Raw genomic sequence first — 24728 nt, forward strand, 5'->3', positions numbered from 1 at the left:
GGCATTCGCAACTCGTGCATCAACTGCCCCAGGGAGCAAGCCGTCATGTCTCGCCATCGATACACCTTCAAGCCTACCCCGCTGACTCAGGCCCTCGTGGCCGCACTCATCGCCCTGCCCTTTGCCAGCGCCCATGCCCAGACTGCGCCGGACAACCTCGGCACGGTGCAGGCTGGCGCCGAGGGAGGCAGTGGCCAGACGGCCGCCGAGCGCGAGCAAGCCAAGCAGGCGAGTGCGGTGCATCAGGCGCCCACGCAAGGCTCGCTCAAGGCTGGACAGCCGCAATCGATCATCAACCAGCACTACATCGAGAACACCCAGGCTCCCACCGCGAACTACAGCGAGATCGTCAGCATCGCACCCAGCGTGGTCGATATCGAGCCCAACGGGCCAGGTCTGGGCAACAGCAAGGAGCTGTCGATTCGCGGCTTCCAGGACGGTCAATACAACCTGACCTGGGACGGCGTCCCGGTGGGCGACTCCAACGATTTCACCCACCACTCCGCCGAATACTTCATGCCCCAGGACATTGGCCAAGTCATCGTCGACCGTGGTCCCGGTAACGCTTCCACAGTGGGTTATGCCACGTTCGGCGGCACCATTGCCTTGTTGACCAAGGAACCGCTGGACAAGCCGCAGACCACGCTTTACGGCAGCGTCGGCAGCTTCGGAACTCGCATGCTGGGCGCCGAGTTCGACACCGGCGTGATGAAGAACTACGGCGACATGCGCGCCTTCATCGACTATCGTCAGCTGCAGAGCGACGGTTATCTCACCGGTGCCAATATCGAACGCAAAAACCTGTTCATCAAGGCCGAAAAGCCCATCGGTGACGACTCGCTGCTGACCTTCGTCTCAATGGTCAACCGCAACAGCGGCAGTAACGCGGCCATCGTCGGCGCCACATCCGCGCCCTACGTGGCGGTAAACAACGGCAAACCGCCTTACACCAGCACCTTGCCCGGACAGATTCAGAAGTTCGGCCCGAACTACGGCCTGAGCAGCAATCCGCTGAGCCAGGCCTACACCGGGTACAACTACGACGACTTTCAGACCGATTTCGAATACCTCGGCCTGAAGTCCCGCCTCGGCGGCGTGCAGATCGACAACAAGTTCTACACCTACGCCTATTACCACTCGGGCTGGAACGGCCTCGACCCCAACGGCGGCGGCTGTGACTATGGGCAGGTGAACTGCCTGAGTCCCGACGGCACCTTTCCGGCGGGGGCGGACACCCCCAACGGCACCGTCAACGGCGCGAGCAACATCCCCGGCCAGCACATGTACCTGAACTATCGCAACTGGGGTGACATCCTGCGCCTGAAGCAACAGATCGGCCCCGGCACGCTGAACTACGGCGTCTGGCTCAACTACCAGACCTACCATCGCTACAACTCGGAAATCGACTTTTCCGACAACCAGGCCTGGAATGCCACCGGCATCTATCCCAACGGCATCAGCAAGGCGGTAGACCGCCTCATCAACGGCACCTTCACCACCGCACAGCCCTACATTCAGTACGACTGGAACCTCACCCCGCAACTACAACTGCGCGGTGGTCTGAAATACGCCTGGTTCCAGCGTCACGACAACGCGCCGGTCGAGCAGAAGACCAAGAAGCCACTGGATTACACCCAGACCTGGAGCAAGGTGCTCCCCGCAGTGGAGCTGCACTACGCCATTGCCCCGAACTGGAGTGCCTACGCGCAAGTGGCCAAGGGCTATCTGGCACCGAACGAAAACCTGTTCTACATCCCGAACCCGCAAACCGGTGCGAACAGCGTGGAGCCTGAGCAGACCACGAACTACCAGGTGGGTACCACCTGGCGCTCCCAGGAGCTGACCGTCAGCGGGGACCTCTACGCTATCGACTTCACCAACCAGGTGCAGTCGCGCACGGTCGCCGGGCAGAAGTATTTCTACAACGCGGGCGGGGTGAAGTATCGCGGTGCCGAGATCGAAGCCACCTATTACGTCGGCGGCGGATTCAGCCTCTACGGCAATGCGGCCTACAACCAGGCCAAGCAGGATTCCGACGGGCTGCAGCTTGCAGGCGTGCCCAAGACCACGGGCGCGGCCGGTCTGATCTACAACCGTGGCCCCTGGTACGCGTCGCTCATCGCCAAGTACATCGGCTCCAACTATGGCGACATCGGCACCGACGCCGGCGGCAAATCGGTGGGCATCTACGCGATTCCGTCGAGCACCATTCTCAACGCCTCGTTGAACTACACCGTGCAAGATGCCGGTTTCGTGCCGCACGGCACCAAGATCGGGGTGCAGTTGTTCAACCTGACGAACAACACCAAGATCAACTCTCTCGCAGGCTACACGGGCGGGAACGTGCCGCTTTTCTATACCAACGCAGGGCGCAGCGTCATGGTGAATTTCTCCGTGCCGTTTCAGTGAAACCTTACCTGCAGGTCAGGGTTCGTCACCATGTCACGAACCTTGACTAGCTTGTGATGTTTTGCATTTTCTGGAGATCATCATGACCCTCGACAACCTCGTTCACCTCGCCGCCATGTCCGGTGGCATTCTTTACCTGATGGCCCTGCTGCTGCTCATCGCACTGGCGGTGAGCATCGAGCGCTTCTGGGCGCTATCGCGCATGCTCGGCCAGGGCAAAAGCTGGGTGCGCGCGCTCAAAAGCCACAAGCATCTGGATCACCAGGCCGTGGACGCTCTCGTGAAGCGCGATCCGGCCAGCCCTTTCGCCCAGGTCGCCGCCGTGGCGCTGACGCATGACATGAACGATCCGCTGGATCACTTCAACGCCCAGCTCGATGAGGCGGTGATGGATCAGGCTCCGCGCACCGACCGCGGGCTGTGGGCGCTCGACACCATCGTCACCCTGGCGCCGCTGCTCGGGCTGCTGGGCACCATCATCGGCATGTTCAACACCTTTTCCGCGCTGTCCAACCCGGGCGCGCAGACCCATGCCGTGACCGCCGGTGTGGGCGAGGCGCTGGTGGCCACTGCGGCGGGTCTGTTCATCGCCATCGTCGGCCTGATCACCTTCAACGCCCTGAATCAGCGCGTGCGTCTGGTCATGCACCAGCTCGACCGCATCAAGGTCATTCTGATGAACCGCATGTACCCGCACTACCGCGAAGGCGGCGTGCGGCCGGTGGTGGTGGCGCAGGGCGGGCAGGCGGTGCGGCCGACCGTGCAGCCTTCCAACATGCTGCAGCAGAAGATGGCCTGAGATCCATCGGAACCTCTCCAGATCGCGTGCGCTGGAGTTCGCACGCTTGCGCTGCGACGGACTCGTCGCGGCTTTTTTGCTGGATCGCCCATGAAGTATTTCGAAACCAAGAAGGCCCGCATCGAGATCATCCCGATGATCGACATCATGTTTTTCCTACTGGTGTTTTTCATCATGGTCACGTTGCACATGATTCCCGACGCCGGGATTACCTCGCGTCTGCCCACCAGTTCCACCGCGCAGGCCATGCCCAAGCCGCAGATCACCCTGGGCGTGGACAAGGACGGCGCCATCCATTTCGAGGATCGCATACTCTCGCCGCAACAGCTCACTGCGCTGCTCCAGAGCAAGCCCGACACCGACACCCTGCAGGTCACCATCGCGGGTGAAGAGGACGTGTCGCTGCAGCAGCTCATGTCGGTGATGGATGCCTGCCGCGTGGCCGGGGTCACCCGCATCGGTCTCGCCGCCCGAGCCGAGGGAGGGCAGGGATCATGAGCGCCGTGCTGCCGCAAGGCCCTGCGGCGTGGCACGAGCCCGACGACGGCAAACGCTGGCCAGTGGCGACGCTTGCCGCGCTGCTGCTCGAAATCGCCCTGATCGCCGCCGTGGCCTGGTGGAGCAGCCGCCCTGCGCCACCGCCACCACCGCCGCCGATTCAGATCGTGCTCGAAGCGCCCAAGCCTGCCCCCAAGACCGTCGCTCCGCCCGTGCCCAAGCCGCCCGAGCCCAAACCCATACCGAAGCCGGTGGTCAAGCCTCAGCCCAAACCCATCGTCCACAACGTGCGGCCCAAGCCGGTGCAGCCTCCGCCGCCGCAGCCCGCGCCTGAGCCGACGCCCAAGGTGCAGGCGCCCCCCGCCCCGGCGCCGGACACCCACCCGGCGATGCCGGTGGCAGCGCCCACGCCGCCCGCCCCGCCGCCACCGCCCGCCCCTCCGGCGCCCGACGTCGCCTCGATCAAGGCCACCTTCGAGGCCGAGCTGCGCAGCGCCATTCAGGCCGCGGTGCACTACCCCCAGGCCGCACGCCTGATGCAGCTCACCGGCAAGACTCTGGTGGGCTTCGACTTCCGCGACGGTGTGGCGAGCAACCTGCGCGTGGTCACCTCCAGCGGCGCCGACCTGCTCGACAAAGCGGCGATGGACGCCGTGCGCAACGCCCCCTACCCTGCCACACCCAAGGAGCTTCAGGGCAAGACCCTGGCCTTCACCATCTGGGTGCGATTCCATCTGAGCGACTCATGAGACCTGCCTTCCTCCGCCTGCCGCTGCGGCTGATGGCCGTCGCCTCGATCGCCTGGGTTGGCCTCACCACAGCTCGCGCCGCCACCCTCACTGTGTATGGCGCCATGGGGTATGACCAGCATGTCGCGCAGGCCTTCACCAAGGCCACGGGCATGCCGGTCAATCTCGTGCATCTCAGCACCGGCCCGCTACTGGCACGGGTGCAGGCCGAGAGCCGCAACCCGCAGTGGGACGTGCTCTGGCTCGACGGCAACCAGGCCATGCAGACCTTCGCCACGCAGGGTCTGCTGCAATGCGGCTGGGCGCCCGGCGTGCCCTACACGGCCCTGGGCCAGCAACTCGTGCCGCGCAGTCATTGCTGGCAACCCGTGGGCGTGACCTACGCCGGGGTCATCCTCTACAACCCCAAAGCCCTTGCCGAAGCCGACTGGCCCAGGACGTGGGACGACCTCGCCAAGCCCGCGCTGCGCGGCAAGGTGGGCATGGACAACCCGGCCATCTCCGGCCCCACCTACCCGCTGGTCGCCGGGCTGCTGCAACACATGGGCCAAGGGGCTGGCGAGGCCTACTTCGAGCATCTCAAGGCCAACGGACTGAAGGTGTTTCCGACCAACAGCGTCACCCTGCGGGCGCTGCAGTATGGCCAGATCGACGCCGCCGTGGTGCAAAGCTCGGCCGCGCTGGGCTTTCTGCACGAGATGCCGCAACTTCGCATCGCCGCGCCCGCACCGTCCACCGTGCTGCCCTCCGACCTGGCCATCGGCAAGCAGGTCTCCGGCCCCTTGCAACAGCAGGCGCGGCGCTTCGTCCAATGGGTGCTCTCGCCCGCAGGGCAGGCCGCGATGCAGGGCGGCGACACCAACGCTGATTCCAACTACCTGCCGCTGCTTCAGGGCACCCGGCCCCTGCCCAGCCTGGCCCGGCTGGGCACCGTGCAGCCGCTGGTGCTCGATCCCGCCGTATGGGGGCCGAAAGAGCCGCAGGTGATCGAATGGTTCAACGCCCACGTCGTGCACTGAAAGGCTGGGGCGAGACGTGAGCGTCGGCCAACCCGACTCCCTCTGGCACCCCCGGTCCGTGCCGATGCAGACCGGTCACGCCGTTCCTCGCCACGCAGGGCTGCGTCGCTGGGGCTGGCGCCTCGGCCTGTTGCTGGCCGCTGCCGCGTTCATCGCGTTGTGGGTCTATCCGCTTCTGGGCTTCCTGCTCTCGGCCGTCATGCCGCACCTGCTGCAGGGCGATCTGCGGCCCACGCTGGCGGCGTTGCGACATGCCTTTCAGGGCTATGAACTCCATGCCCTGTTCAACTCGCTGTGGGTCGCGTTCGCCGTTGGCCCTTTGGCCCTGCCGTTGGGTCTGTGGCTGGCCTGGCTGCGCGAGCGCACCGATCTGCGCGGCCGCAGCGGTATCGAGGCCGGGGTCTGGCTGCTGCTGATCTTCCCCGACTTCTTTCTCGCTTCGGGCTGGATGCTGCTGGCCGCGCCCATTGGCCCGCTGGCCGCATGGCCTTGGGCACTGCATGCGGCGCAGGCGCTGCTCGGGCCGGTGGGCATCGTCGTGACCCTCGTGCTCAAGGTCGTGCCTTATGTCTACTTGGTCGTGCAGGGCAGCTTGCGTCATACCAGCGCGGCGCAGCAGGAAGCGGCGCGGGTGCATGGCCTGTCCAGGCTGTGGCGACTGCGGCTGGCGCTCGCCGCCCTGCTGCCCGCGCTGGCAGCAGGCTTTGCCATCGCCTACGCCGAGTCGCTGCGCAATTTCGCCGTCGTCGCCACGCTGGGCGCGAGCAGCGGTTTCACCATGGGCACTTACGCCATCTATCAGGCGGTCAACGGCATGCCGCTGAACTTCCCGCTGGCGGCAAGCACCTCCTGGCTGCTGCTCGGTCTGGTGGTGCCGGCGCTCATCCTGCAGCACCGCGTAGGTCAGCGCGCCAGCCAGATGCAGACCCTCGGCGGTAAGCACCGGCCCGCCTCGCGCATACGGCTGTCGGCTAGCCACCAACTGCTGCACGGCACGGCTTTGCTGGCGCTGGCATTGTTTGCGCTCGCGTTGCCCACCTTTGCCGCGTTGGGGGTAGCCTGGCCGCGCGCTGGGTGGGAGCAGATTGCCGCCTCGATGCCGCCGCTGCTGGCCGCCGTGCGCTTTTCGCTGCAGATGGCCTTGGTGGCGGCCACCCTCACTTTGGCCATTGCCCTGCCCGTGGCCTGGCTGATCGCCAGGCCCGGTCGAGTGGGCCGCGTGCTCGACGTGGCGCTGCTGGCGATGATGGCGCTGCCGCTCATCGTGCTGGCCGCCGCCTATCTGCAGGCCTACAACCAGCCCTACGCCCCGCTGTATGGCGGCAGTCTGCTGCTGGGCATGGCCTATGTGGCGCTGGCCGTGCCGGCTACCAGCCGGGTGTTGATGGGGCCGGTGGCGCAACTGCACCGCTCGCTTGCCGACGCCGCGCGGGTGCATGGTCTTTCACGCTGGCAGACCCTGCGCCATGTGCATCTGCCGCTGCTGTCGGGCGCGCTGTTCTATGCCTGGCTGCTGGCGGTGCTGTCCATCGCCTTCGAGCTGCCGGCGTCCGAACTGCTGTACCCGGCGGGTCACCCGCCCTTGGCCGTCGCGTTGCTGCAATACGCCGGTGGCTTTCAGCTTCATCAGCAGGCCCGACTCCAGGTTCTGGGCATGGCCGTGCTGCTGACCTTCGCCCTGCTGGCGCGCTGGGTGTATGCGCGTTTCACTCCGTCTACCTGGCGCCAGATCGGCCAGACCTGAACCATGTCCCTGCTGCATATCGACGCCGCGCACAAGCGCTATGACCACCACACCGCGCTGCATGGCGTCAGCCTTCAGTTGCAGGAAGGTGAAATCCTCTGCCTGCTCGGCCCATCCGGCTCGGGCAAGACCACGCTGTTGCGTCTGGTGGCCGGGCTGGAGCGGCTCGACGGCGGCAGCATCCGGCTCGGGCAGACTCTGGTGGACGCTGCTGGCGGCCCTTTTCTTCCGCCTGAGCAGCGCCAGCTCGGCATGGTGTTCCAGGACTATGCGCTGTGGCCGCACCTGAGCGCGCTCGACAACGTGGCCCTGCCGCTGCACCGCCTGGGCCGCGTCGCGGCACACAAGCAGGCGCTGGCCATGCTCGACGAAGTAGGCCTGGCCGCGCTGGCCGACCGCCATCCGCACGCCCTCTCCGGCGGCCAGCAGCAACGTGTGGCACTGGCGCGGGCACTGGCCGTCAAGCCCCGGCTGCTGCTGTGCGACGAACCCCTGTCCAACCTCGACGCCGGACTGCGCGAGGAACTTCGCGAGCGCATCGGCAGCGTGGTGCGCGCGCATGGCATCAGCGCGCTGTACATCACTCACGACCACCGCGAGGCGCTGGCACTGGGCGACCGTGTCGGCGTGATGCACCAGGGACGGCTGCAGCAGCTCAGCACCCCGCGCGAGCTGCTGCGCCAACCCGTCTCCGATTTCGTCGCCCGCTTCACCAGCGCGCACGGCCCCTGGCCGGTGACCCTGCGCGCAGGTCGGCTGCAGGCGCCGTGGGGCGCGATGGATCTGCCACACGGCACCGCCGCGCGGGCCGACGGGCAGTATCAGCTCTACCTGCGCGCAGCGGCGCTGCGTCTTTCTGAAGGCAGTGGCAACGAAGCCGTAGCGCAGGCCCGTGTGCTCGGTTGCGTTACCGTCGGTGAACAGACCGAACTGCGCCTCGACCTCCATGGCGTATCGCTGCGCCTGCCCGTGGCCGACGAACACGCTACCGCCCCGGGCACCGTCACCTCGATTCACGTCAACGGCGCGCAAGCGCTGATCTACCCCGCACGCTCCACTGAACCTACCGAGGAACACCCCGCATGACCGCAACACACTGGGGCGCCATGAGCGCCATCTTTCTGGCCTCTGCCGTCGAATGGGTCGAAGCCTTCACCATCGTCCTTGCCGTGGCGCTGAGCATCGGCTGGGCGCGCGCCACCGGCGCGGCTGCCGCAGCGCTCGGCGTGGTGGCCGCGCTCATCCTCGTCACCGGCGCCGCACTGAACGTGGTGCAGGCCGACATCGACATCATCCGCGCCGCCATCGGCCTGTTCCTGTTGCTGTTCGGTCTGCGTTGGTATGTCAAGGCCATCCGCCGCTACGCCGGTCGCACCAAGCTGCACGACGAGGCCAAGGAATTCGCCGAAACCCGCCACAAGATCGACCACGCCGAAGCCCGAGTGGCCTGGGCCGTGGCCTTCAAGGGCGTGCTGCTCGAAGGGCTGGAGGTGTGGCTGCTGGTGGTGGCACTGGGCCGATCCCTCAGCTACGGTCAGGCTGCGGGCAGCGCCGTGGCCGCGCTGCTGGCCGTCATCGCCGCGGGCCTGGTGCTGCGCGCTCCGCTGACCCGGGTGCCGGAAAACACCCTCAAGTTCACCGTGGCCTGCGCCCTGCTGGCCTTCGGCACCTTCTGGAGCCTGGGCGGTCTTCTCGACGAAGCCCGCGTCTGGCCGCTGGGCGATGCCACACTGCTGATCCTGTTCGCCCTGTATGCCGCGGCGGGCAGACTCTCCGCGTTGAAACTGCGCGTTGCGCAACCCGCCGCGCAAGGAGCCCGCGCATGAAAAAGGTGTTTCAACTGATCTTCGGCGATGCCCGCAACATCGCCTCCGTGGCCGCCTCCGTGGCCCTGGCCTGGGCCGTAGCGCAATGGCTGCCCGCCGCCAGCGGCTGGACGCTCGCCGCCGCGCTCATCGCAGCGGCGTTCTGGCAGGCTGCCTGAAGCAGAGCACGACCACGGGTACGCGAAGACTTGAAAGGAATCCGCCATGCGTCCTCACGTTGCAGTCGAGTGCCTGTTCCGTACCTCGTCCGACGGGCGAAGGGTCTTCTACCCAAGGATGTGGCGCGGCCCGGGGGTACAACTGCGCGACGCCGCACAGGAGGCAGCGGTGCGACGCGAGTTGTGGGTCGGCTTCAACGTCATGCGTGCGCTGATGGTGCTGGCCTTGGCGCTTCTCATGACACCCGCCGCCGTGTACACACCTTTGCCGCCCAGCCTGCTCAAGGCCAGCGGCCTGTTGATCGGGAGCTTGGTCATTTTCGGCGTCATCGCACTGCAATGGCACATCGACCACCTGCTGAAGGACTGCCCGGGCATCACCGAACGGCTGACACAGCGCGACTATGAAACCTGCCTCGCCAGGCATTTCTCGGTCACGCACCTGAAGTTGCGCATCGCTGGCTTGCTGCTGCTTGCCGCAGCGACTCTGGGCCTTGCGCTCTTCGACGTCTCCACCATGCACATCTCGCAAGGTCTGCTCACGGCCATTCCGCTCGTTCTGCTTGCCGCAGCTTCCCTTTTGCCCTTGAAAAGATCGGCGCGCTTCCTGCGCTACAAGCGCAGCTCGGCATGAGCCGGGCGCCATGCCGCATCACGCCATGCCTGTACCGTCCAAGAGCCGCACACCCATGCAGCCCACGTCGTGCCTACTTGGCCTTCTTCGGTCGGCCGGTCTTGATCGCGGGCACGGCGTCGAGGGCGGCGAGAAGCGCCGTGTCGTTCAGAGTGGTCAGCACCGCGATGCCAGCACGCAGTACCTCGCTCTTCTTGGCAGGCCGGGCGAGCTTGATCAGGCGGGCCTTGAGGGCGTCGAGCGCCTCGTATTCGGTGCGGGGGATGGTGAAGCTGTCGCGCACCAGCTTGATCTTCGGCGGCTTGGCCTCTGCGGCGGTGCTGACGGGCTGGGCCTTGGGGGAATGGGTCGCAGACTCGACCGCGACCTTCTTGCGCGACGGGGTCTTGACGGGTACAGGCTTGACGGCCGACTTCGCTGCGGTCTTGACGGGCGCGGCGCGCCTCACGGCTTTCGTCGTAACGGGTTTTGCGGCACGCGCCGCGACGCTTGCGCGTTTGAGCGCTGCTTGCGCTGCGGTGCGCGGTTTGGCGACAGACATGATGCTCTCCGTTTGAAAAAGACATAAACAGTTTATACCGTTTATCTGGTTCCGCAACGCTACTCTGCAGCGTCCCCTCCTCCCTTGCTCATCCCGCCCCATGACCTTCCGTCCCGCTCTTGCATTCGTCCTGTCCGGCTTTGTCGCCAGCGCCGCCGCGGCGCAGCCCCCCGAGCAGCCCACGGCCATCCTCCCCAGCGGGCGGTTGCTCACGCCCGTGGGGCAACTCGCGCAGATGCCCAACTTTCCCACGCAGCTTGCGGTGCGTGACGGCATACTCGCCGTGCTTACCGGCGGCGCGAGCAAGCAGCAAAGCGTGCTGCGCTTCGACGCGGCCACACTGCAGCCGCAATCCGGCGTGCTGACCCTGCTCGACAAGGACAAGAAACACGCCGCGCCCGGCGCCACCGTGGCGCAGGGGGCGATGGACACCTCAGGCTCGCAAGAGAGGGCGAGCGTCATCCACGATCAGAGCCTGTTCCAGGGACTGGCCTTCGGCCCCGACGGCACGCTCTACGCCACCGGCGGCAACAGCGACGACCTGCTCGCACTCAAACCCGAACCTGACGGCACGCTGCGCATGGCGCGGCGCTACGCCCTGCCGTGGCAGCCCTTCCCGCGCGATCAGTACCCGTATCGATACGCGGGCAACTGGCAGCAGCCGCGGCATTTCTACCCCGACAGCGTGGTCATCGGCCCGGGCGGTCGACATGCGTATGTCACGGGCATGCTGGCCAACAGCCTGGCGCGCGTCGATCTGCAAAGTGGAACGGTCGATACGCTCAACGTCGGCAGCTATCCCTTCGCCGTCACCCTGGCCGACGGTGACCGCAAACTGGTGGTGAGCGACTGGGGCGGCAACGGCGTGACCGTGATCGACCGCGAGCGCTGGAAGGTGCTCGGCAGCGTCGCCACCGGCCCGCAGCTTGGCGCCCACAGCTTTGCCGCAGGCGCGCACCCCACGGCGCTTGCGGCGCAGCCGGGAACGCCGCTCGTATGGGTGGCCGATGCCAATCTCGATCGCGTCGTGGCGGTGAACACACGCAGTCTCAGACCCGTGCGCGTGCTCGATGACAGCCCCTATGTCGGCGCCCCGCCCGGCTCCTACCCCGTCGCCCTGGCCGTGGCGCAGGGCATGCTGTTCGTCGCCAATGCAGGCAACGATGACGTCGCCGTGTTCGATCTGGCCAGCGGCAGGCGGGTCGCCCTCATCCCCACCGCCTGGTACCCCACGGCGCTGGCAGTGCAGGGGCAGACCCTGTTCGTCGCCAGTGCCAAGGGCATGGGCAGCGGGCCCAATCTGCAGCATCAATGGGTGGGCAACAGCATGCAGGGCGTGGTGCAGCGCATCGACCTGCGCGAGCTTGGCGCGCGCGCTGCGCAGTGGACGCAGACCGCGCTGCGCAACGACGGCTTCGACGCCATGCAACGCCGCAAGCTCGCCACGGAAAACGCCGCTGCCACCGCCTGGCTGCATGCCCACATCCGGCACGTCGTGTTCATCCTGCGCGAGAACAAGACCTTCGACGAAGACCTCGGCAAGTACGCTGCTGCAGGCCAGTGGGCCGACCCGGCGCTCGCGCTGTATGGCCCGCGCGAATTGCCCAATCTGTTTCACCTGGCCGCAAACGGCGCGCTGTTCGTGCATTTCTTTGCCGACGGCGAAGTCACGTCGCAAGGCCACCAGTGGACCACCGCGGCGTCCGATTCCGACTTCGTCCAACGCACCTGGCCGCTGTACTACTCCAACCGCGGCTTTATCGCCAACTCGGGCTGGACGCAGTCGCTCGCGCCCGACGCCAGCGGCGCGCGCAACCCCTACGCCATCTACAAGAACCTTTCGGCGCTGGGCCACTGGAGCAACCCGTGGATCACCTACCCGGCGCGGCTGTTCCTGTTCAACGACCTGCTGGCCCACGGTGTGAGCTTCGAGGACTTCGGCGAGTTCGCCTCGCGCAACAAGATCGGCGACATCTCCCCGGCGTTGCGTGCCCACCTGGCCATGGACTATCCCGCCTGGGACCGTCTCATCCTCGACACCGACCGCGCCAAGGTCTTCGACCACTGGGTGCGCTCGCACGCCACCGACCTGCCGCGCGTGCTCTACATCTGGTTGCCCGATGACCACACCGCAGGCCGCCATCCGTGCCTGCCCACCCCGGACAGCTATGTCGCCAACAACGACCTGGCCACCGCACAAGTCATCCACAGCCTCTCCACCCTGCCAAGCTGGAAGCACACCCTGGTGCTGCTGACCGAAGACGATGCTCAGTCCGGCGCCGACCACATCGACGCCCACCGCACTTTCGCCGTGGCCGCTGGGCCCTGGGTCAAACCGGGTGTGCTGGTCACCCGGCATCTGTCGCAAGTCGATCTGCTGCGCACCATCGAGGCCGTGGCCGACATTCCGCCCATGTCGCAATGGGATGCCAATGCGCAGGTACTCAGCGGCATCTGGCGCCAGCGGCCCGACATCGATCCCTACCCCGTCTTGCCGATGCAGGTGCCCATGCAGCGCAATCCCGGCGTGTGCAGTGCCGATGCGCCTTTCGCTCACCTGCCCGTGGCCCACCCGCCCGTCAGCCCGACCGAGGCAGCAGCACGGCTTGGCCCCAGCTACACGCCAACCGCGCTGCTCAAGGTTTCCGGCCCCGAACAGATGCGCCAGGAATGGCTTGCCAGCAAAGGGACAAAGGCCTATGCCGCCATGCTGGCCCATGTGCAGACTCTTGCGCACACCCAGCATCGCCCGCAGGCCAGTCTGATCGCGGGCGACGACTGATCTGCCGATGCCGCAATCCCCAGCCCTGTGCTGTTGCGCGCAACAAACGTCACCAAATCTTCACAGGCGTTTCAAAACGCTTTCATCGGCGGTTCCAAGAATGGGCGGCTTGCGCATTGCGCAAGTCGTCCAACACCTTTCCTGGAGATCCGTCCGTGTTTGCCTCACCCACCACCCCGCGTTTCCGTCCTCGCCACATCGCCCTTGCCGTGGCGCTGGTGTGTTCCCCCGCCGCCTGGGCGCAGACACCGTCCAGCCTCGGCGAAGTCAGCGCCCAAGGGCAGGCTGCGGGCGGCACCTCCGGCAGCGGGCTGTTCGTCTCCGCGCCTGCGGGCACGGTGCAGTCCATCCCGAAGAAGCAGCTCGACAACGTGCAGCTCTTCAACCCCACCGCGACCCAGGCGCAGACCGAAATCACCGCTGGGCAATATCAGGCGATGGACCCCACCGAATCGTTCACCAGCGCCCTCAAGGTCATGCCCAACGTGGTCGTGACCAGCGACGGCGACAGCCAGAACGGCGACACCGTGTACATCAACGGCTTCGCGCAAAACCTCATCAACTGGACGCTCGACGGCATACCGCTGAACGACAACGACAGCTACGCCTTCTACACCAACGAATTCATCCCGACGCGTCTCATCTCGGGCACGCGCTACTTCCCCGGCGCGGCCTCGGCGGCCATTCCCGGGCTGGCGGCGTTCGGCGGCTCGGTGGAAACCTATTCGCTCAACCCCGGCCCCACGCCCTCGCTGAGCCTGTTCGGCGGCGTAGGCTCTTTCGGCAAGCGCAGCTACGGTCTGCTCGCCAACTCCGGGCTGCTGGGCGCCAACACCGGCGCGCCCACCGCGCTGTGGTTCTACGCCAACCGCAACAAGCTCGACGGCTATTACGACAACACCCCGAGTGACCAACGACAGTATCTGTTCAAGAGCGTGACCCAGCTCGGCAATGGCGCGCTCACGCTGTTCTACACGCAGAACAACCAGAACTTCAACTACTACGGCGGCTGCACCGCCGCCAACGTGGCCAAGTTCGGCGACACCTGCAACGTCTATACCGACGCTCCCATCGTCAATGGCAAACCCAACGGTCTGTTCACCGACTACAACAGCAACACCTACCAGAATTGGCTGACCTACGCCAAGTATGAAGGCACCTTCGGCAACGTCACCCTGTCCAACCAGCTCTACTACTACCGCGGCAACGGCTTCGGCGGCGGCGCTTACACCAACGCCACCTACAACCTGCTGCAGCCCAATGGCGTGTTCGGCAGCGTGAAGGCACCGGCTGGCGGATTGTTCCTTTCACACTCGATCAACGACACCCGCCGCATCGGCAACATCTTCCGCCTGAGCATGCCCCTGGCCGATACAGTGAAGATGGAAGCCGGGCTGTGGCTGAACAAGAACGACACCACGCACGACCAGCAGTTCATCAGCAGCACCACGGGCCAATACCTCGGCTCGGTGTATGACGAGCCGGTGGCCACCAAGCTCTACGAGCCCTATGTGAACTTCACCTTCACGCCCACGCAGGCGCTCACCCTGCAAGCCGGCCTGAAGTACCTGCACGTCAGCCGCGACTTCACCAACTACGCCGCGCTGGCGCAGAAAAAGCCCGGTCAATTCAGCAATACCTTCTCCACCACCATGCCCTCGCTGGGCGTGAACTACGCGGTGAGCAAAGGCATCAACCTCTATGCCAACGTCACCCGCAACACCAACCCGCCGCAGTACAACCAGTACTACATCGGCACTTACAACCCCGACCTCGCGCCGCAGAAGGCCACCACCTATGACGCCGGTGTGGTGTACGACTTCGGCATGTGGAGCGGCGCGCTCGACCTGTTCCGCGTCAACTTCGACGACTACATCCAAAGCTACACCTACACCCCGCCGGGATCGACCGGCTCGGTCACCATTCTGGCCAACGTGGGCAAGGCGGTGAACGAAGGTCTGGCCTGGCAAAACAACTTCACCTTCAACAACAACTGGTCGGCCTACGCCAACCTCGGCCTGCTCAATGCCCAGTTCACCTCGGCCAAGCTGCCCATGCCCTTTGCCCCACACAGCACCGTGGCCGCCGGTCTGACCTACCGCACCGGGCCGTGGAAAGCCAGCCTCGGCCTACGCCATGTCAGCGAGGCCTATTGGACCGACAGCAAGTCGCCCATCGACGCGCACACCACCGCCGACGCCTCGCTGGGCTACACCTGGAAGGCCGGAGACACCGCGGGCGGCCTGGGCTTCAAGCAGTTCAGCGTGAAGCTCAACGTGCGCAATCTGTTCAACGAACAACATGTCTACAAATACAAGACCGGCTACCCTGGCAGCGCAAGCAACCCACTGCTCTACACCAGTCGGCCGCGCAGCTTCTACCTCGGCATGGAGGCCCGGTTCTGATGGGCGCCGCACCGCAAACTCCGCCCCGGCTGCCCACGCGCCGGAGCTTTCTGCGCGGCGGCCTGGCCGCCTCGGCGCTGCTGGCTACGGGTGGCTGGACCTTTCCTGCGGCATGGGCCGAGCCTGCACCTCCCGGCACGCTGTTCGCCGGGCCTATGCAGGGCTATGTGGCTGCGCGTTCGGCCGTGGTGTGGCTGCAGACTCCCGGCGCGGCAGAAGTCGCGCTGGAGTATGCACCGGTCGATCAGCCCGGCAACAAGAAGCGCACGGCATCGCAGCGCACCGATGCTGCCGGTCAGTTCTGCGCCCACCTGGTGCTCGACGACCTCAACCCCGGCGTGAACTACGTTGCTGTGGCCCTGGTCAACGGCCAGCCTGCGGCAGACCGCGTCATCACCGTGCGTACCCAGCCGATCTGGCAATTCCGCAATCCGCCTCCCGACGTGACGCTGATCACCGGCTCGTGCGCCTACATCAACGACCCCGCCTTCGACCGTCCTGGTAAACCGTATGGCGGCGGCTATGAGATCTACGGCCCCATGACGGCCGAGCGCGCCGATCTGATGATCTGGCTGGGCGACAACCTCTACTACCGCGAGGCCGATACCCAGAGCCCCGAAGGCATGGCGCTGCGCTATCGGCAGACCCGCGGCTTCGCACCGCTCGATGCCTTCCTGCGCTCCACGCCGCAGGTGGCGATCTGGGACGATCATGACTACGGGCCCAACGACAGCGACAGCAGCTTCGAATTCAAAAGCGCAGCGCTCGATCTGTTCCAGACCTACTGGGCCAATCCCACTTACGGCGTGGGGAGCGTGGCCGGGGTGTTCACCAAGACCAGCATCGCCGATGCCGACATCTTTCTGCTTGACAACCGCTGGTGGCGCAGCGCCGACGCCACCAGCCCGGGCGAGCGTGGCAAGGTCATGTTCGGCCCGGCGCAGATACGCTGGCTCAAGAACGCCCTGCTGTTCTCGCGGGCGAAGTTCAAGATCGTCGCCGCCGGCGGGCAGTTCTTCAACGAGGACGATGCATACGAAGGCTGGAACCAGTTCCCCATCGAGCGCGCCGAATTCACCGGCTGGCTGCAGCAATACCGCATCCCCGGACTGGTGTTTCTCAGCGGCGACCGCCACATCACCGAGCTGATCCGCGCGCCCCGCCCAGCTTATAGCGGCAAGCACGACTACCCGCTGTGGGAGTTCACCAGTTCTCCGCTCAACTCCGGTCCTGCCCGCGGCGATGGCAACCCCAACCGCGTGCCCGGCACCCTGGTGACCGAACGCAACTATGGGCTGCTCAAGCTGCGCGGCGAAGGCAAGAGCCGCTCACTGGAGCTGGTGACCAAGAGCGCCGAAGGGAAGGTGCTGTGGTCGCACACCCTGAGCCTGAGCGACCTGGGCTGGAGCTGAGCGCCAGCGATGCAATCCGCTCCCCGCATCACCACGACACCTCGCGCTCCGGGGTGGCGCTGATGCGGTGGATGGAGAGATCGGCGCCATTGAACTCGTCCTCGGCATCGAGGCGGATGCCGAGGGTCTTTTTCAGCACACCGTAGACCACGAAGCCGCCGATCAGGGCAACCGTGATGCCCAGCAGCGTGCCGACGATCTGCGACAGCAGCGACACCCCGCCCAGCCCGCCCAGCGCCTTCATGCCGAAGATGCCAGCGGCGATGCCGCCCCAGGTGCCGCACAGTCCATGCAAGGGCCAGACGCCCAGCACGTCGTCGATCTTCCAGCGGTTCTGCGTCAGGGTGAACAGCCAGACGAACAGGCCACCGGCCACCGCGCCGACCACCAGCGCGCCCAGCGGATGCATCACATCCGAGCCCGCGCACACCGCCACCAACCCGGCCAGGGGGCCGTTGTGCAGAAAGCCGGGGTCGTTCTTGCCTGCGGCCAACGCCGCCAGCGTGCCGCCCACCATGGCCATGAGCGAGTTCACCGCCACCAGGCCGCTGATCTGGTCGAGTTTCTGCGCGCTCATCACGTTGAAGCCGAACCAGCCGACGATCAATATCCACGAGCCCAGCGCGAGGAAAGGAATGGACGACGGCGGATGCGCCGACATCTGGCCGTTGGCGTGGTAGCGCCCGCGCCGGGCGCCCAGCAGCAGCACGGCGGCCAGGGCGATCCAGCCGCCCATCGCGTGCACCACCACCGATCCGGCGAAGTCGTGGAACGGCGCCCCGAAGGTGGCCTGCAGCAAGGCCTGCACGCCCAGATTGCTGTTCCAGGCGATGCCCTCGAAAAACGGGTACACGAAGGCGACGATGGTGAAAGTGGCGAGCAGTTGCGGCCAGAATTTGGCGCGTTCGGCGATGCCGCCGGAGATGATCGCCGGTATGGCCGCGGCGAAGGTCAGTAAAAAGAAAAACCGCGTCAGCGCGTAGCCGTGCTCTTTGGTGAGCACATCGTCGCCGACCAGAAAATGCTGGCCGTAGGCGATGCCGTAACCGATGAGAAAGTAGGCAATGGCCGACACCGAAAAGTCGGTGATGATCTTGGACAGCGCGTTCACCTGGTTTTTCTTGCGCACCGTGCCCAGTTCGAGAAAGGCGAAACCGGCGTGCATCGCCAGCACCAGAATGGCGCCGAGGAGGATGAACAACACATTGCCGCTGGAAGGATCTTGCACCATGTCAGTTCCTAAAAAAATGCCTGATGCACCAAAAGCAAACCTCATGCCCGATTCAAGGGCTAAAAAGCTCCGTTCTTGTCATCATTCATCACAAATTGCCCTGACTCAGTGCATTTGCAGGCCAACAATGCACCAAATCAAGGCCTTTGCGCACCCTATTCGTGCCTTCGAGTCGTGTCCACCGCTTGCTTAGAATGCCTGAGCCATTTTTTGACAGAGACGACGCCCATGCCTTTCAAAGTCAAGCCCTATGTGTCCGAAGTGACCCACTTCATCCAGGACCTCAAGCACAGCGACCCTCAACTCGAGGCCAAGCAGCGCGAAGGCCGCGCGCGGTTCTGGGACAAGCCCCAGAACCCCGAGCTGGCCAAGGCTTTCAAGGAAGGCCGTGTGCCGCAGAAAGCCTACGTTTATGGAAGTCATTGAGCGCGCACCCAGACCGTGACGCGCTGACAAATGCTCCCCGCCCCCAGTGAATCCGAGCTGATTTCGCCCGTGGTGGACAGCACGCCCGCCACGGTCGATGGCATGGCGGTGGCGCGGCTGTATGGCGAGCCGCTGTTCGAGCTGCCGCAGGATCTCTACATCCCGCCCGACGCGCTGGAGGTCTTTCTCGAAGCCTTCGAAGGGCCGATGGATCTGCTGCTCTACCTGATCCGCAAGCAGAACTTCAACATCCTTGACATTCCGCTGGCGCAGGTGACGGCGCAGTATCTCAGCTACGTCGAGCAGATCCGCCGCAACAACCTCGAGCTGGCCGCCGAATACCTGCTGATGGCGGCCATGCTCATCGAGATCAAGTCGCGCATGTTGTTGCCGCGGCCGCCCACCGAATCGGGCGCCGAGCCCGAAGACCCGCGCGCCGAACTCGTGCGTCGGCTTCTGGAGTACGAGCGCTTCAAGCTCGCCGCGCAGCAGCTGGACACCCTGCCCGTGCTTGGCCGCGACTTCTGGCGCGCGCAGGTGCTGTTCGACCGCGACGCGGCGCCGCGCCTGCCCGATGTCGCCATCGCCGAACTGCAGCAGGCCTGGAGCGACATCCTCAAGCGCGCCAAGCTGCATACGCATCACAAGATCACCCGCGAGCAACTCTCGGTGCGCGATTACATGAGCCGAGTGCTGCGCCAGTTGCAAGGCCAGCGCTTTCTCGAATTCCACGAACTGTTCGACCCGACGCAGGGCGTGCCCGTGGCCGTGGTCACCCTGGTGGCGCTGCTCGAACTCACGCGCGAGGCGCTGGTCGAACTCACCCAGGCCGAAGCCTTCGCACCGCTCTACGTGCGGCTGGCCTATACCCCGAGCTGAATGCCGCGTATCGAACGCTCGTTCGCAAAACGCCCCCACGCACGGGCATAATGCCGTGGTTTTCCCGAAGCCCGACATGCCCGCTGAATCCACCCCGCCCCAGGCGCCCTACGGCGCCCCGCCCCGAGCCGACGCGCCGCGCAAGCCCGTCACCCTGCATCGCCTGCGCGCCATGCGCGAGGCCGGCGAGAAAGTCACCATGCTCACTGCCTATGACGCGGCCAGCGCCAGCCTGCTCGACGCCGCCGGGGTCGATTGCCTGCTGGTGGGCGACTCGCTGGGCATGGTGATGCAGGGGCACGCCTCCACCCTGCCGGTCACGCTGGAGCAGATGGTCTATCACACGCAGTGCGTGGCGCGCGGCAATCGCAGCGCCTGGCTCATCGCCGATCTGCCCTTCGGCAGCTACCAGGGCGGCGTCGAGCAGGCCGTGGCCAGCAGCGTGGCGCTGATGCAAGCCGGCGCGCAGATGATCAAGCTCGAAGGCGGCGGCTGGACCGCGCCGCTCGTCGCCGCTCTCGTGGAGCGCGGCATTCCGGTGTGCGCCCACCTCGGCCTCACCCCGCAGAGCGTGCATGCGCTGGGCGGCTACCGCATCCAGGGGCGAGACACGCAGTCGGCCGACACCTTGCGCCGCCATGCTGCCGAACTGGGCGCCGCCGGTGCGGCCATGCTGGTGCTCGAACTCGTGCCGTCCGATCTCGCCGCCGACATCAGCGCCGACTATCCGGGCATCACCATCGGCATCGGCGCGGGTGCCCGCACCCACGGCCAGGTGCTGGTGCTGCACGACATGCTCGACATCACCCGCGGCCCCAAGCCGCGCTTCGTGCGCAACTTCATGCAAGGCGCGCCCAGCGTGCTCGACGCCGTGCGCAGCTATGTCGAGGCCGTGAAGGAAGGCAGCTTCCCCGACGAAGCCGTCCACGGCTACACCGCCTGAAGCGCATGCAGACCGTCCATACCCTCACCGATCTCCGCGCCGCGCTGCGGCAATTTCCGAACTGGGCGCTGGTGCCCACAATGGGCAACCTTCACGCCGGGCACCTCGGGCTGATCGCCCGCGCGCAGCAAGAGAACGTGCCGGTGGTGGCGAGCATCTTCGTCAACCGCCTGCAGTTCGGCCCGAACGAAGACTTCGACCGCTATCCGCGCACCCTGCCGCGCGACGCCGAGCTTCTGGCGGGCGTCGGCTGCGACCTGCTGTTCGCCCCCTCCGAGGCCGAGATGTACCCGCAGCCGCAGACCTTCCGCGTGCTGCCCGATGCGGCCATCGCCGGCATTCTCGACGGCGCCGCGCGTCCCGGCCACTTCGAGGGCGTGGCCACCGTGGTGATGAAACTGTTTCAGATGGTGCGGCCGCGCTATGCCGTGTTCGGCAAGAAGGACTATCAGCAGCTGCTCATCATTCGCCGCATGGTCGAGCAGTTCGCCCTGCCGATCGACATCATCGGCCTCGACACCGTGCGTGCAGAAGACGGCCTGGCACTGTCGTCGCGCAACGGCTACCTCACGCCCGAGGAGCGCGCGCAGGCGCCGCAGCTTCAGGCTGCGCTGCGCGCCCTGGCCGACGATGCCCGCATGGCCACTGCGCCCGAGCAGATCCTTCTGCTCGAACAGCAGGCCATGACCCGTCTCGACCAGCTCGGCTGGACGCCCGATTACCTCACCCTGCGCCGCCGCACCGACCTGCACACACCCACCGCCCAAGACCTGCACCAGGGCGTTCCCTGCGTGGTGCTGGGCGCCGCCCGCCTGGGCCGCACCCGGCTGATCGACAACCTGGAGTGTTGAACCCAGTGCCGCAGTCCGCGCGGTTTCGCAGGACACGCCGTCAGATTCTGTAGCCAGGGTCGAGACGATCGAGCTTGCGCAACAGCGCAGGCCAGACGAAGGCGCCGCCCATGCCGCCGGTCTGCACGCGCATCGCCTGCGCAACGCCGTCGAGAATGTCCGGCTGCACCTGTCGCAGCCCCGCCGCGCCTTGTTGCCCCGCCAGCGCGGCAATCTGAATCTGGCACGCGCTCTCAAGCACGTACATGCCCAGAAAGGCATCGGCGATGCTCGGCCCCACGGTCAGCAGACCGTGGTTGCGCAGAATGAGGAAATGGGCATCGCCCAGATCGCTCTGCAGACGCGGCTTCTCCTCGGGCCGGAAGGCCACGCCCTCGTAGTCGTGATACGCCACCGAAGCCAGCGCGAAAGTGCTTTGCTGGCTGATGGGCAGCAAGCCATGCTCCTGCGCGCTCACCGCCACCCCGGCGCGGGTATGGGTGTGCAGCACGCAAGCGGCATCGGGCCGCGCCTCGTGCACCGCGCTGTGAATGACAAAGCCTGCCGGGTTGACCGGAAACGGACTGTCGCTGAGCTTGTTGCACTCCGCGTCCACCTTCACCAGACTCGACGCGGTAATTTCGTCGAACATCAGGCCATAGGGATTGATGAGAAACTGATGCTCGCCGCCCGTCAGTGAGGACGGCAGCTTGGCGCTGATGTGGGTGAACACCAGATCGCTCCAGCCGTACAGGGCCACGAGGCGATAACAGGCCGCCAGATCACAGCGCAGCGCCCACTCCTGCGGGTCCACCGCGTCTTTCAGATTCGGAAGTTGCATGCTTGTCTCCGTGTTTCAGGGATGCCCGATTCTCGACCCCATCGCGCGCCTTGTCAGCAGACAACACACCTCCCCGCGCGAAGAAGGGACAATCACGCTGTCTCCACCCTCTTCCAAGCGGCAGTCGTGACTGTCGATCCACCATGCCTCAAAGTGACGTACTCATCCTCGGTGCCGGTCTGGCCGGCCTGACCACCGCGCTGCATCTGGCCGAGCATCGGCAGGTCACGGTGCTGGCCAAGCGCACGCTCGACGTCTCGTCCAGCCAGTGGGCGCAGGGCGGCATCGCCGCGGTGCTGGCCGAGTGCGACAGCTTCGACGAGCATGTGCACGACACCCTGGTCGCCGGCGCCATGCTCAACGACCTGCCGGCCACGCGTTTCGTCATCGAGCACGGGCCCGACGCCATCGCCTGGCTGCGCGAACAGGGCGTGCCCTTCGACACCGAAGGCGCCGGGCTGCACCTCACCCGCGAAGGCGGCCACAGCCAGCGCCGCATCGCCCATGTGGTCGACGCCACCGGCGCGGCCATCCAGACCACCCTGCTCGCCCGCGCCCGCGCGCATCCCAACATCACCCTGCTGGAAAACCACGTCGCCGTCGATCTCATCACCCAGCGCCATGTGGACGGTCGCCAAGCCGACCGCCGCTGCTGGGGCGCGTATGCGCTCGATACCGCCAGTGGCCGTGTCGAGACCTTCGCCGCCGCGCACACCGTGCTCGCCACCGGCGGCGCCGGCAAGGTGTACCGCTACACCACCAACCCCGACACCGCCAGCGGCGACGGCCTGGCGATGGCTTGGCGCGCGGGCTGCCGCGTGGCGAACATGGAGTTCATCCAGTTCCACCCCACCTGCCTGTATCACCCCAAGGCCAAGAGCTTTCTCATCACCGAAGCCGTGCGCGGCGAAGGCGGCAAGCTGCTGCTGCCCGACGGCACCCGCTTCATGCCGGCGCACGACCCGCGCGCCGAGCTCGCCCCGCGCGACGTGGTCGCCCGCGCCATCGATTTCGAGATGAAAAAGCGCGGCCTCGACTGCGTCCATCTCGACATCACCCACAAGGGCGAAGCCTTCATCCGCCAGCACTTCCCCACCATCCACGCCCGGCTGCTCGAACTCGGCATCGACATGGCGCGCGAGCCCATACCCGTGGTGCCCGCGGTGCACTTCACCTGCGGCGGCGTGCTCACCGATCTGGCGGGGCGTACCGACCTGCCCGGCCTCTACGCCGCGGGCGAAGTCGCCTACACCGGCCTGCACGGCGCCAACCGGCTGGCGAGCAACTCCCTACTCGAATGCGCGGTGTTCGGCAAGGCGGCGGCGCAGTCCATCGTGCAGGCCGAGCCCACCGCCATCCCCACCCTTCGCCGCTGGGACGAAAGCCGCGTCAGCGATGCCGACGAGCTCGTCGTCATCAGCCACAACTGGGACGAACTGCGCCGCCTAATGTGGAACTACGTCGGCATCGTGCGCACCGACAAACGCCTGGAGCGCGCCGCCCACCGCATCGCCCTGCTGCAGGCCGAGGTGGACGAGTTCTACGCCAACTTCCGCGTCACCCGCGACCTGCTCGAACTGCGCAACCTGCTGCAAGTGGCCGCCCTCATCGTGCGCTCGGCGCAGTTGCGGCACGAAAGCCGCGGTCTGCACTACAGCCTCGACTGGCCGCAAACCGCCGCTCCGGCAGCGCCCACCATCCTCGTGCCCTGAAAAGGACTAGCGTGAACACCCCAGAGCTCGCCATCGTCAGCGCCCTGCTGCGCAACGCCGCCCGCGGTGAAATCCTGCCCCGCGCGCAGTCGCCCGACCCACGGTTGAAAGCCGACGGCACCTGGATCACCGACGCCGATCTCGCCATGCAGACCCGCGTGCAACGCGAACTCGCCGCGCTGTGGCCCGACATTCCCCTGCTGGGCGAGGAAATGAGCGCCGCCGAACAACAACGCCTGATGGCCGAGCAAGCCGCCGCCCCCGACGGCCCCGGCCTGTGGGTGCTCGACCCGCTCGACGGCACCAGCAACTTCTCCGCCGGCCTGCCCGTGTTCGGCCCCTCGCTGGCCTGGATACGCGGCGGCAGGGTGCGCCTGGGCGTGGTGGTGGATGTGATGCGCGACGAAGTCTTCAGCGCCGCCCTCGGCGCAGGCGCCCAGCTCAACGGCCAGCCGCTGCGCGTGCCCCAAGGCCCCCCGCCACTGCCCAAGACCATCGCCTGCATCGACTTCAAGCGCCTTTCCGCCCCTCTGGCCACCCAGTTGGCGATGCGGCCGCCCTACGCCTCGCAACGCTCCATCGGCTCGGTCGCCCTCGACTGGTGCTGGGTCGCCGCCGGGCGCTTCCACCTCTACCTGCACGGCAGCCAGGGCCTGTGGGACTACGCCGCTGGCAGCCTCATCCTGCAAGAAGCCGGCGGTCATGCGCAAACCCTGGGCGGCGAAGCCGTGTTCAACAACACCCTGGAAAAACGCTCAGCCGTCTGCACGGGCGATGCGGGGTTGTTTGCGCAGTGGGTGCAGTGGCTGGATGCGAACAGTGCAACATCCGGCTGAAGATTAGATGCATAAAGGGTAGACCTGACCCCGGAATCTTGCTCACCTTTGCAG

The 24728-nt window shown here is 66.1% G+C and carries 22 protein-coding genes; 19 read left to right on the plus strand and 3 right to left on the minus strand.

All coding sequences use genetic code 11. The features are described from left to right. Positions 1-45 precede the first annotated feature (45 nt). The 10 genes from ASC45_RS08390 to ASC45_RS08430 all read left to right on the plus strand — a co-directional run bounded on the left by ASC45_RS08390 (position 46) and on the right by ASC45_RS08430 (position 9836). Positions 46-2409, plus strand: coding sequence for a TonB-dependent receptor (locus tag ASC45_RS08390; RefSeq protein WP_055450581.1), 2364 nt, complete (start codon positions 46-48; stop codon positions 2407-2409). A gap of 82 nt (positions 2410-2491) precedes the next feature. Then, positions 2492-3208, plus strand: coding sequence for a MotA/TolQ/ExbB proton channel family protein (locus ASC45_RS08395; RefSeq protein WP_055450673.1), 717 nt, complete (start codon positions 2492-2494; stop codon positions 3206-3208). Positions 3209-3298: 90 nt separating this feature from the next. Beyond that, positions 3299-3706, plus strand: a complete 408-nt coding sequence (locus ASC45_RS08400; protein ID WP_055450582.1) for an ExbD/TolR family protein — start codon at positions 3299-3301, stop codon at positions 3704-3706. Further along, positions 3703-4455 carry an energy transducer TonB gene (locus ASC45_RS08405; RefSeq protein ID WP_055450583.1) on the plus strand — a complete coding sequence of 251 codons (753 nt, stop codon included), beginning with the start codon at positions 3703-3705 and terminating at the stop codon, positions 4453-4455. The genes ASC45_RS08400 and ASC45_RS08405 overlap by 4 nt, the downstream gene beginning before the upstream one ends. After that, positions 4452-5474, plus strand: a complete 1023-nt coding sequence (locus ASC45_RS08410; protein ID WP_082454324.1) for an ABC transporter substrate-binding protein — start codon at positions 4452-4454, stop codon at positions 5472-5474. The genes ASC45_RS08405 and ASC45_RS08410 overlap by 4 nt, the downstream gene beginning before the upstream one ends. Before the next feature lie 64 nt (positions 5475-5538). Further along, on the plus strand, positions 5539-7218 hold the full coding sequence (locus ASC45_RS08415) for an ABC transporter permease (RefSeq protein ID WP_055450584.1): 1680 nt from the start codon (positions 5539-5541) through the stop codon (positions 7216-7218). Between the two features lie 3 nt (positions 7219-7221). Beyond that, complete coding sequence (locus ASC45_RS08420; protein WP_055450585.1) at positions 7222-8304, plus strand: ABC transporter ATP-binding protein; 1083 nt, start codon at positions 7222-7224, stop codon at positions 8302-8304. Then, on the plus strand, positions 8301-9044 hold the full coding sequence (locus tag ASC45_RS08425) for a COG4280 domain-containing protein (protein ID WP_055450586.1): 744 nt from the start codon (positions 8301-8303) through the stop codon (positions 9042-9044). Before ASC45_RS08420 ends, ASC45_RS08425 begins: the two co-directional genes overlap by 4 nt. After that, positions 9041-9202 (plus strand): hypothetical protein, encoded by a 162-nt coding sequence (locus ASC45_RS15860; RefSeq protein ID WP_167344846.1) that lies wholly within the window; start codon positions 9041-9043, stop codon positions 9200-9202. Before ASC45_RS08425 ends, ASC45_RS15860 begins: the two co-directional genes overlap by 4 nt. A 46-nt stretch (positions 9203-9248) precedes the next feature. Then, positions 9249-9836, plus strand: coding sequence for a hypothetical protein (locus tag ASC45_RS08430; RefSeq protein ID WP_141655762.1), 588 nt, complete (start codon positions 9249-9251; stop codon positions 9834-9836). Positions 9837-9909: 73 nt separating this feature from the next. Here ASC45_RS08430 and ASC45_RS08435 read toward each other — a convergent pair whose 3' ends face one another. Beyond that, positions 9910-10377, minus strand: a complete 468-nt coding sequence (locus tag ASC45_RS08435) for a hypothetical protein (protein WP_055450588.1) — start codon at positions 10375-10377, stop codon at positions 9910-9912. 100 nt (positions 10378-10477) lie between these two features. Between ASC45_RS08435 and ASC45_RS08440 the strand changes: the two genes are divergently transcribed. The 3 genes from ASC45_RS08440 (at position 10478) to ASC45_RS08450 (ending at position 16976) form a co-directional block, all read left to right on the plus strand. Continuing rightward, complete coding sequence (locus tag ASC45_RS08440) at positions 10478-13159, plus strand: bifunctional YncE family protein/alkaline phosphatase family protein (RefSeq protein ID WP_055450589.1); 2682 nt, start codon at positions 10478-10480, stop codon at positions 13157-13159. 155 nt (positions 13160-13314) lie between these two features. Further along, the gene (locus ASC45_RS08445; protein WP_055450590.1) at positions 13315-15564 is read left to right on the plus strand and encodes a TonB-dependent receptor; all 2250 of its coding nucleotides are present in this window, start codon (positions 13315-13317) and stop codon (positions 15562-15564) included. After that, entirely contained in the window at positions 15564-16976 is a 1413-nt protein-coding gene (locus ASC45_RS08450; protein ID WP_055450591.1) for an alkaline phosphatase D family protein, read from the plus strand. The genes ASC45_RS08445 and ASC45_RS08450 overlap by 1 nt, the downstream gene beginning before the upstream one ends. Before the next feature lie 28 nt (positions 16977-17004). Here ASC45_RS08450 and ASC45_RS08455 read toward each other — a convergent pair whose 3' ends face one another. Next, positions 17005-18207: an ammonium transporter gene (locus ASC45_RS08455; protein ID WP_055450592.1), complete on the minus strand. Its 1203-nt coding sequence runs from the start codon at positions 18205-18207 to the stop codon at positions 17005-17007. 228 nt (positions 18208-18435) lie between these two features. Between ASC45_RS08455 and ASC45_RS08460 the strand changes: the two genes are divergently transcribed. The 4 genes from ASC45_RS08460 (at position 18436) to panC (ending at position 21306) form a co-directional block, all read left to right on the plus strand. Further along, positions 18436-18633, plus strand: coding sequence for a DUF3460 family protein (locus tag ASC45_RS08460; protein WP_055450593.1), 198 nt, complete (start codon positions 18436-18438; stop codon positions 18631-18633). Between the two features lie 30 nt (positions 18634-18663). Next, the gene (locus ASC45_RS08465) at positions 18664-19512 is read left to right on the plus strand and encodes a segregation and condensation protein A (protein WP_055450594.1); all 849 of its coding nucleotides are present in this window, start codon (positions 18664-18666) and stop codon (positions 19510-19512) included. A gap of 76 nt (positions 19513-19588) precedes the next feature. After that, positions 19589-20455 (plus strand): 3-methyl-2-oxobutanoate hydroxymethyltransferase, encoded by an 867-nt coding sequence (gene panB, locus ASC45_RS08470; RefSeq protein ID WP_055450595.1) that lies wholly within the window; start codon positions 19589-19591, stop codon positions 20453-20455. Between the two features lie 5 nt (positions 20456-20460). Beyond that, positions 20461-21306, plus strand: a complete 846-nt coding sequence (gene panC / locus ASC45_RS08475) for a pantoate--beta-alanine ligase (protein WP_055450596.1) — start codon at positions 20461-20463, stop codon at positions 21304-21306. A gap of 40 nt (positions 21307-21346) precedes the next feature. Here the strand turns inward: panC and ASC45_RS08480 are convergent, their stop codons facing one another. Further along, complete coding sequence (locus tag ASC45_RS08480) at positions 21347-22126, minus strand: class II aldolase/adducin family protein (RefSeq protein ID WP_055450597.1); 780 nt, start codon at positions 22124-22126, stop codon at positions 21347-21349. A gap of 143 nt (positions 22127-22269) precedes the next feature. Here ASC45_RS08480 and nadB point away from each other — a divergent pair, with 143 nt between their 5' ends. Both nadB and ASC45_RS08490 read left to right on the plus strand, forming a co-directional pair. Then, positions 22270-23838 (plus strand): L-aspartate oxidase, encoded by a 1569-nt coding sequence (gene nadB / locus ASC45_RS08485; protein WP_055450598.1) that lies wholly within the window; start codon positions 22270-22272, stop codon positions 23836-23838. Positions 23839-23849: 11 nt separating this feature from the next. Beyond that, the gene (locus ASC45_RS08490) at positions 23850-24674 is read left to right on the plus strand and encodes an inositol monophosphatase family protein (RefSeq protein WP_055450599.1); all 825 of its coding nucleotides are present in this window, start codon (positions 23850-23852) and stop codon (positions 24672-24674) included. Positions 24675-24728 lie beyond the last annotated feature (54 nt).

Source organism: Thiomonas bhubaneswarensis (assembly GCF_001418255.1).
GTDB lineage: Bacteria > Pseudomonadota > Gammaproteobacteria > Burkholderiales > Burkholderiaceae_C > Thiomonas > Thiomonas bhubaneswarensis.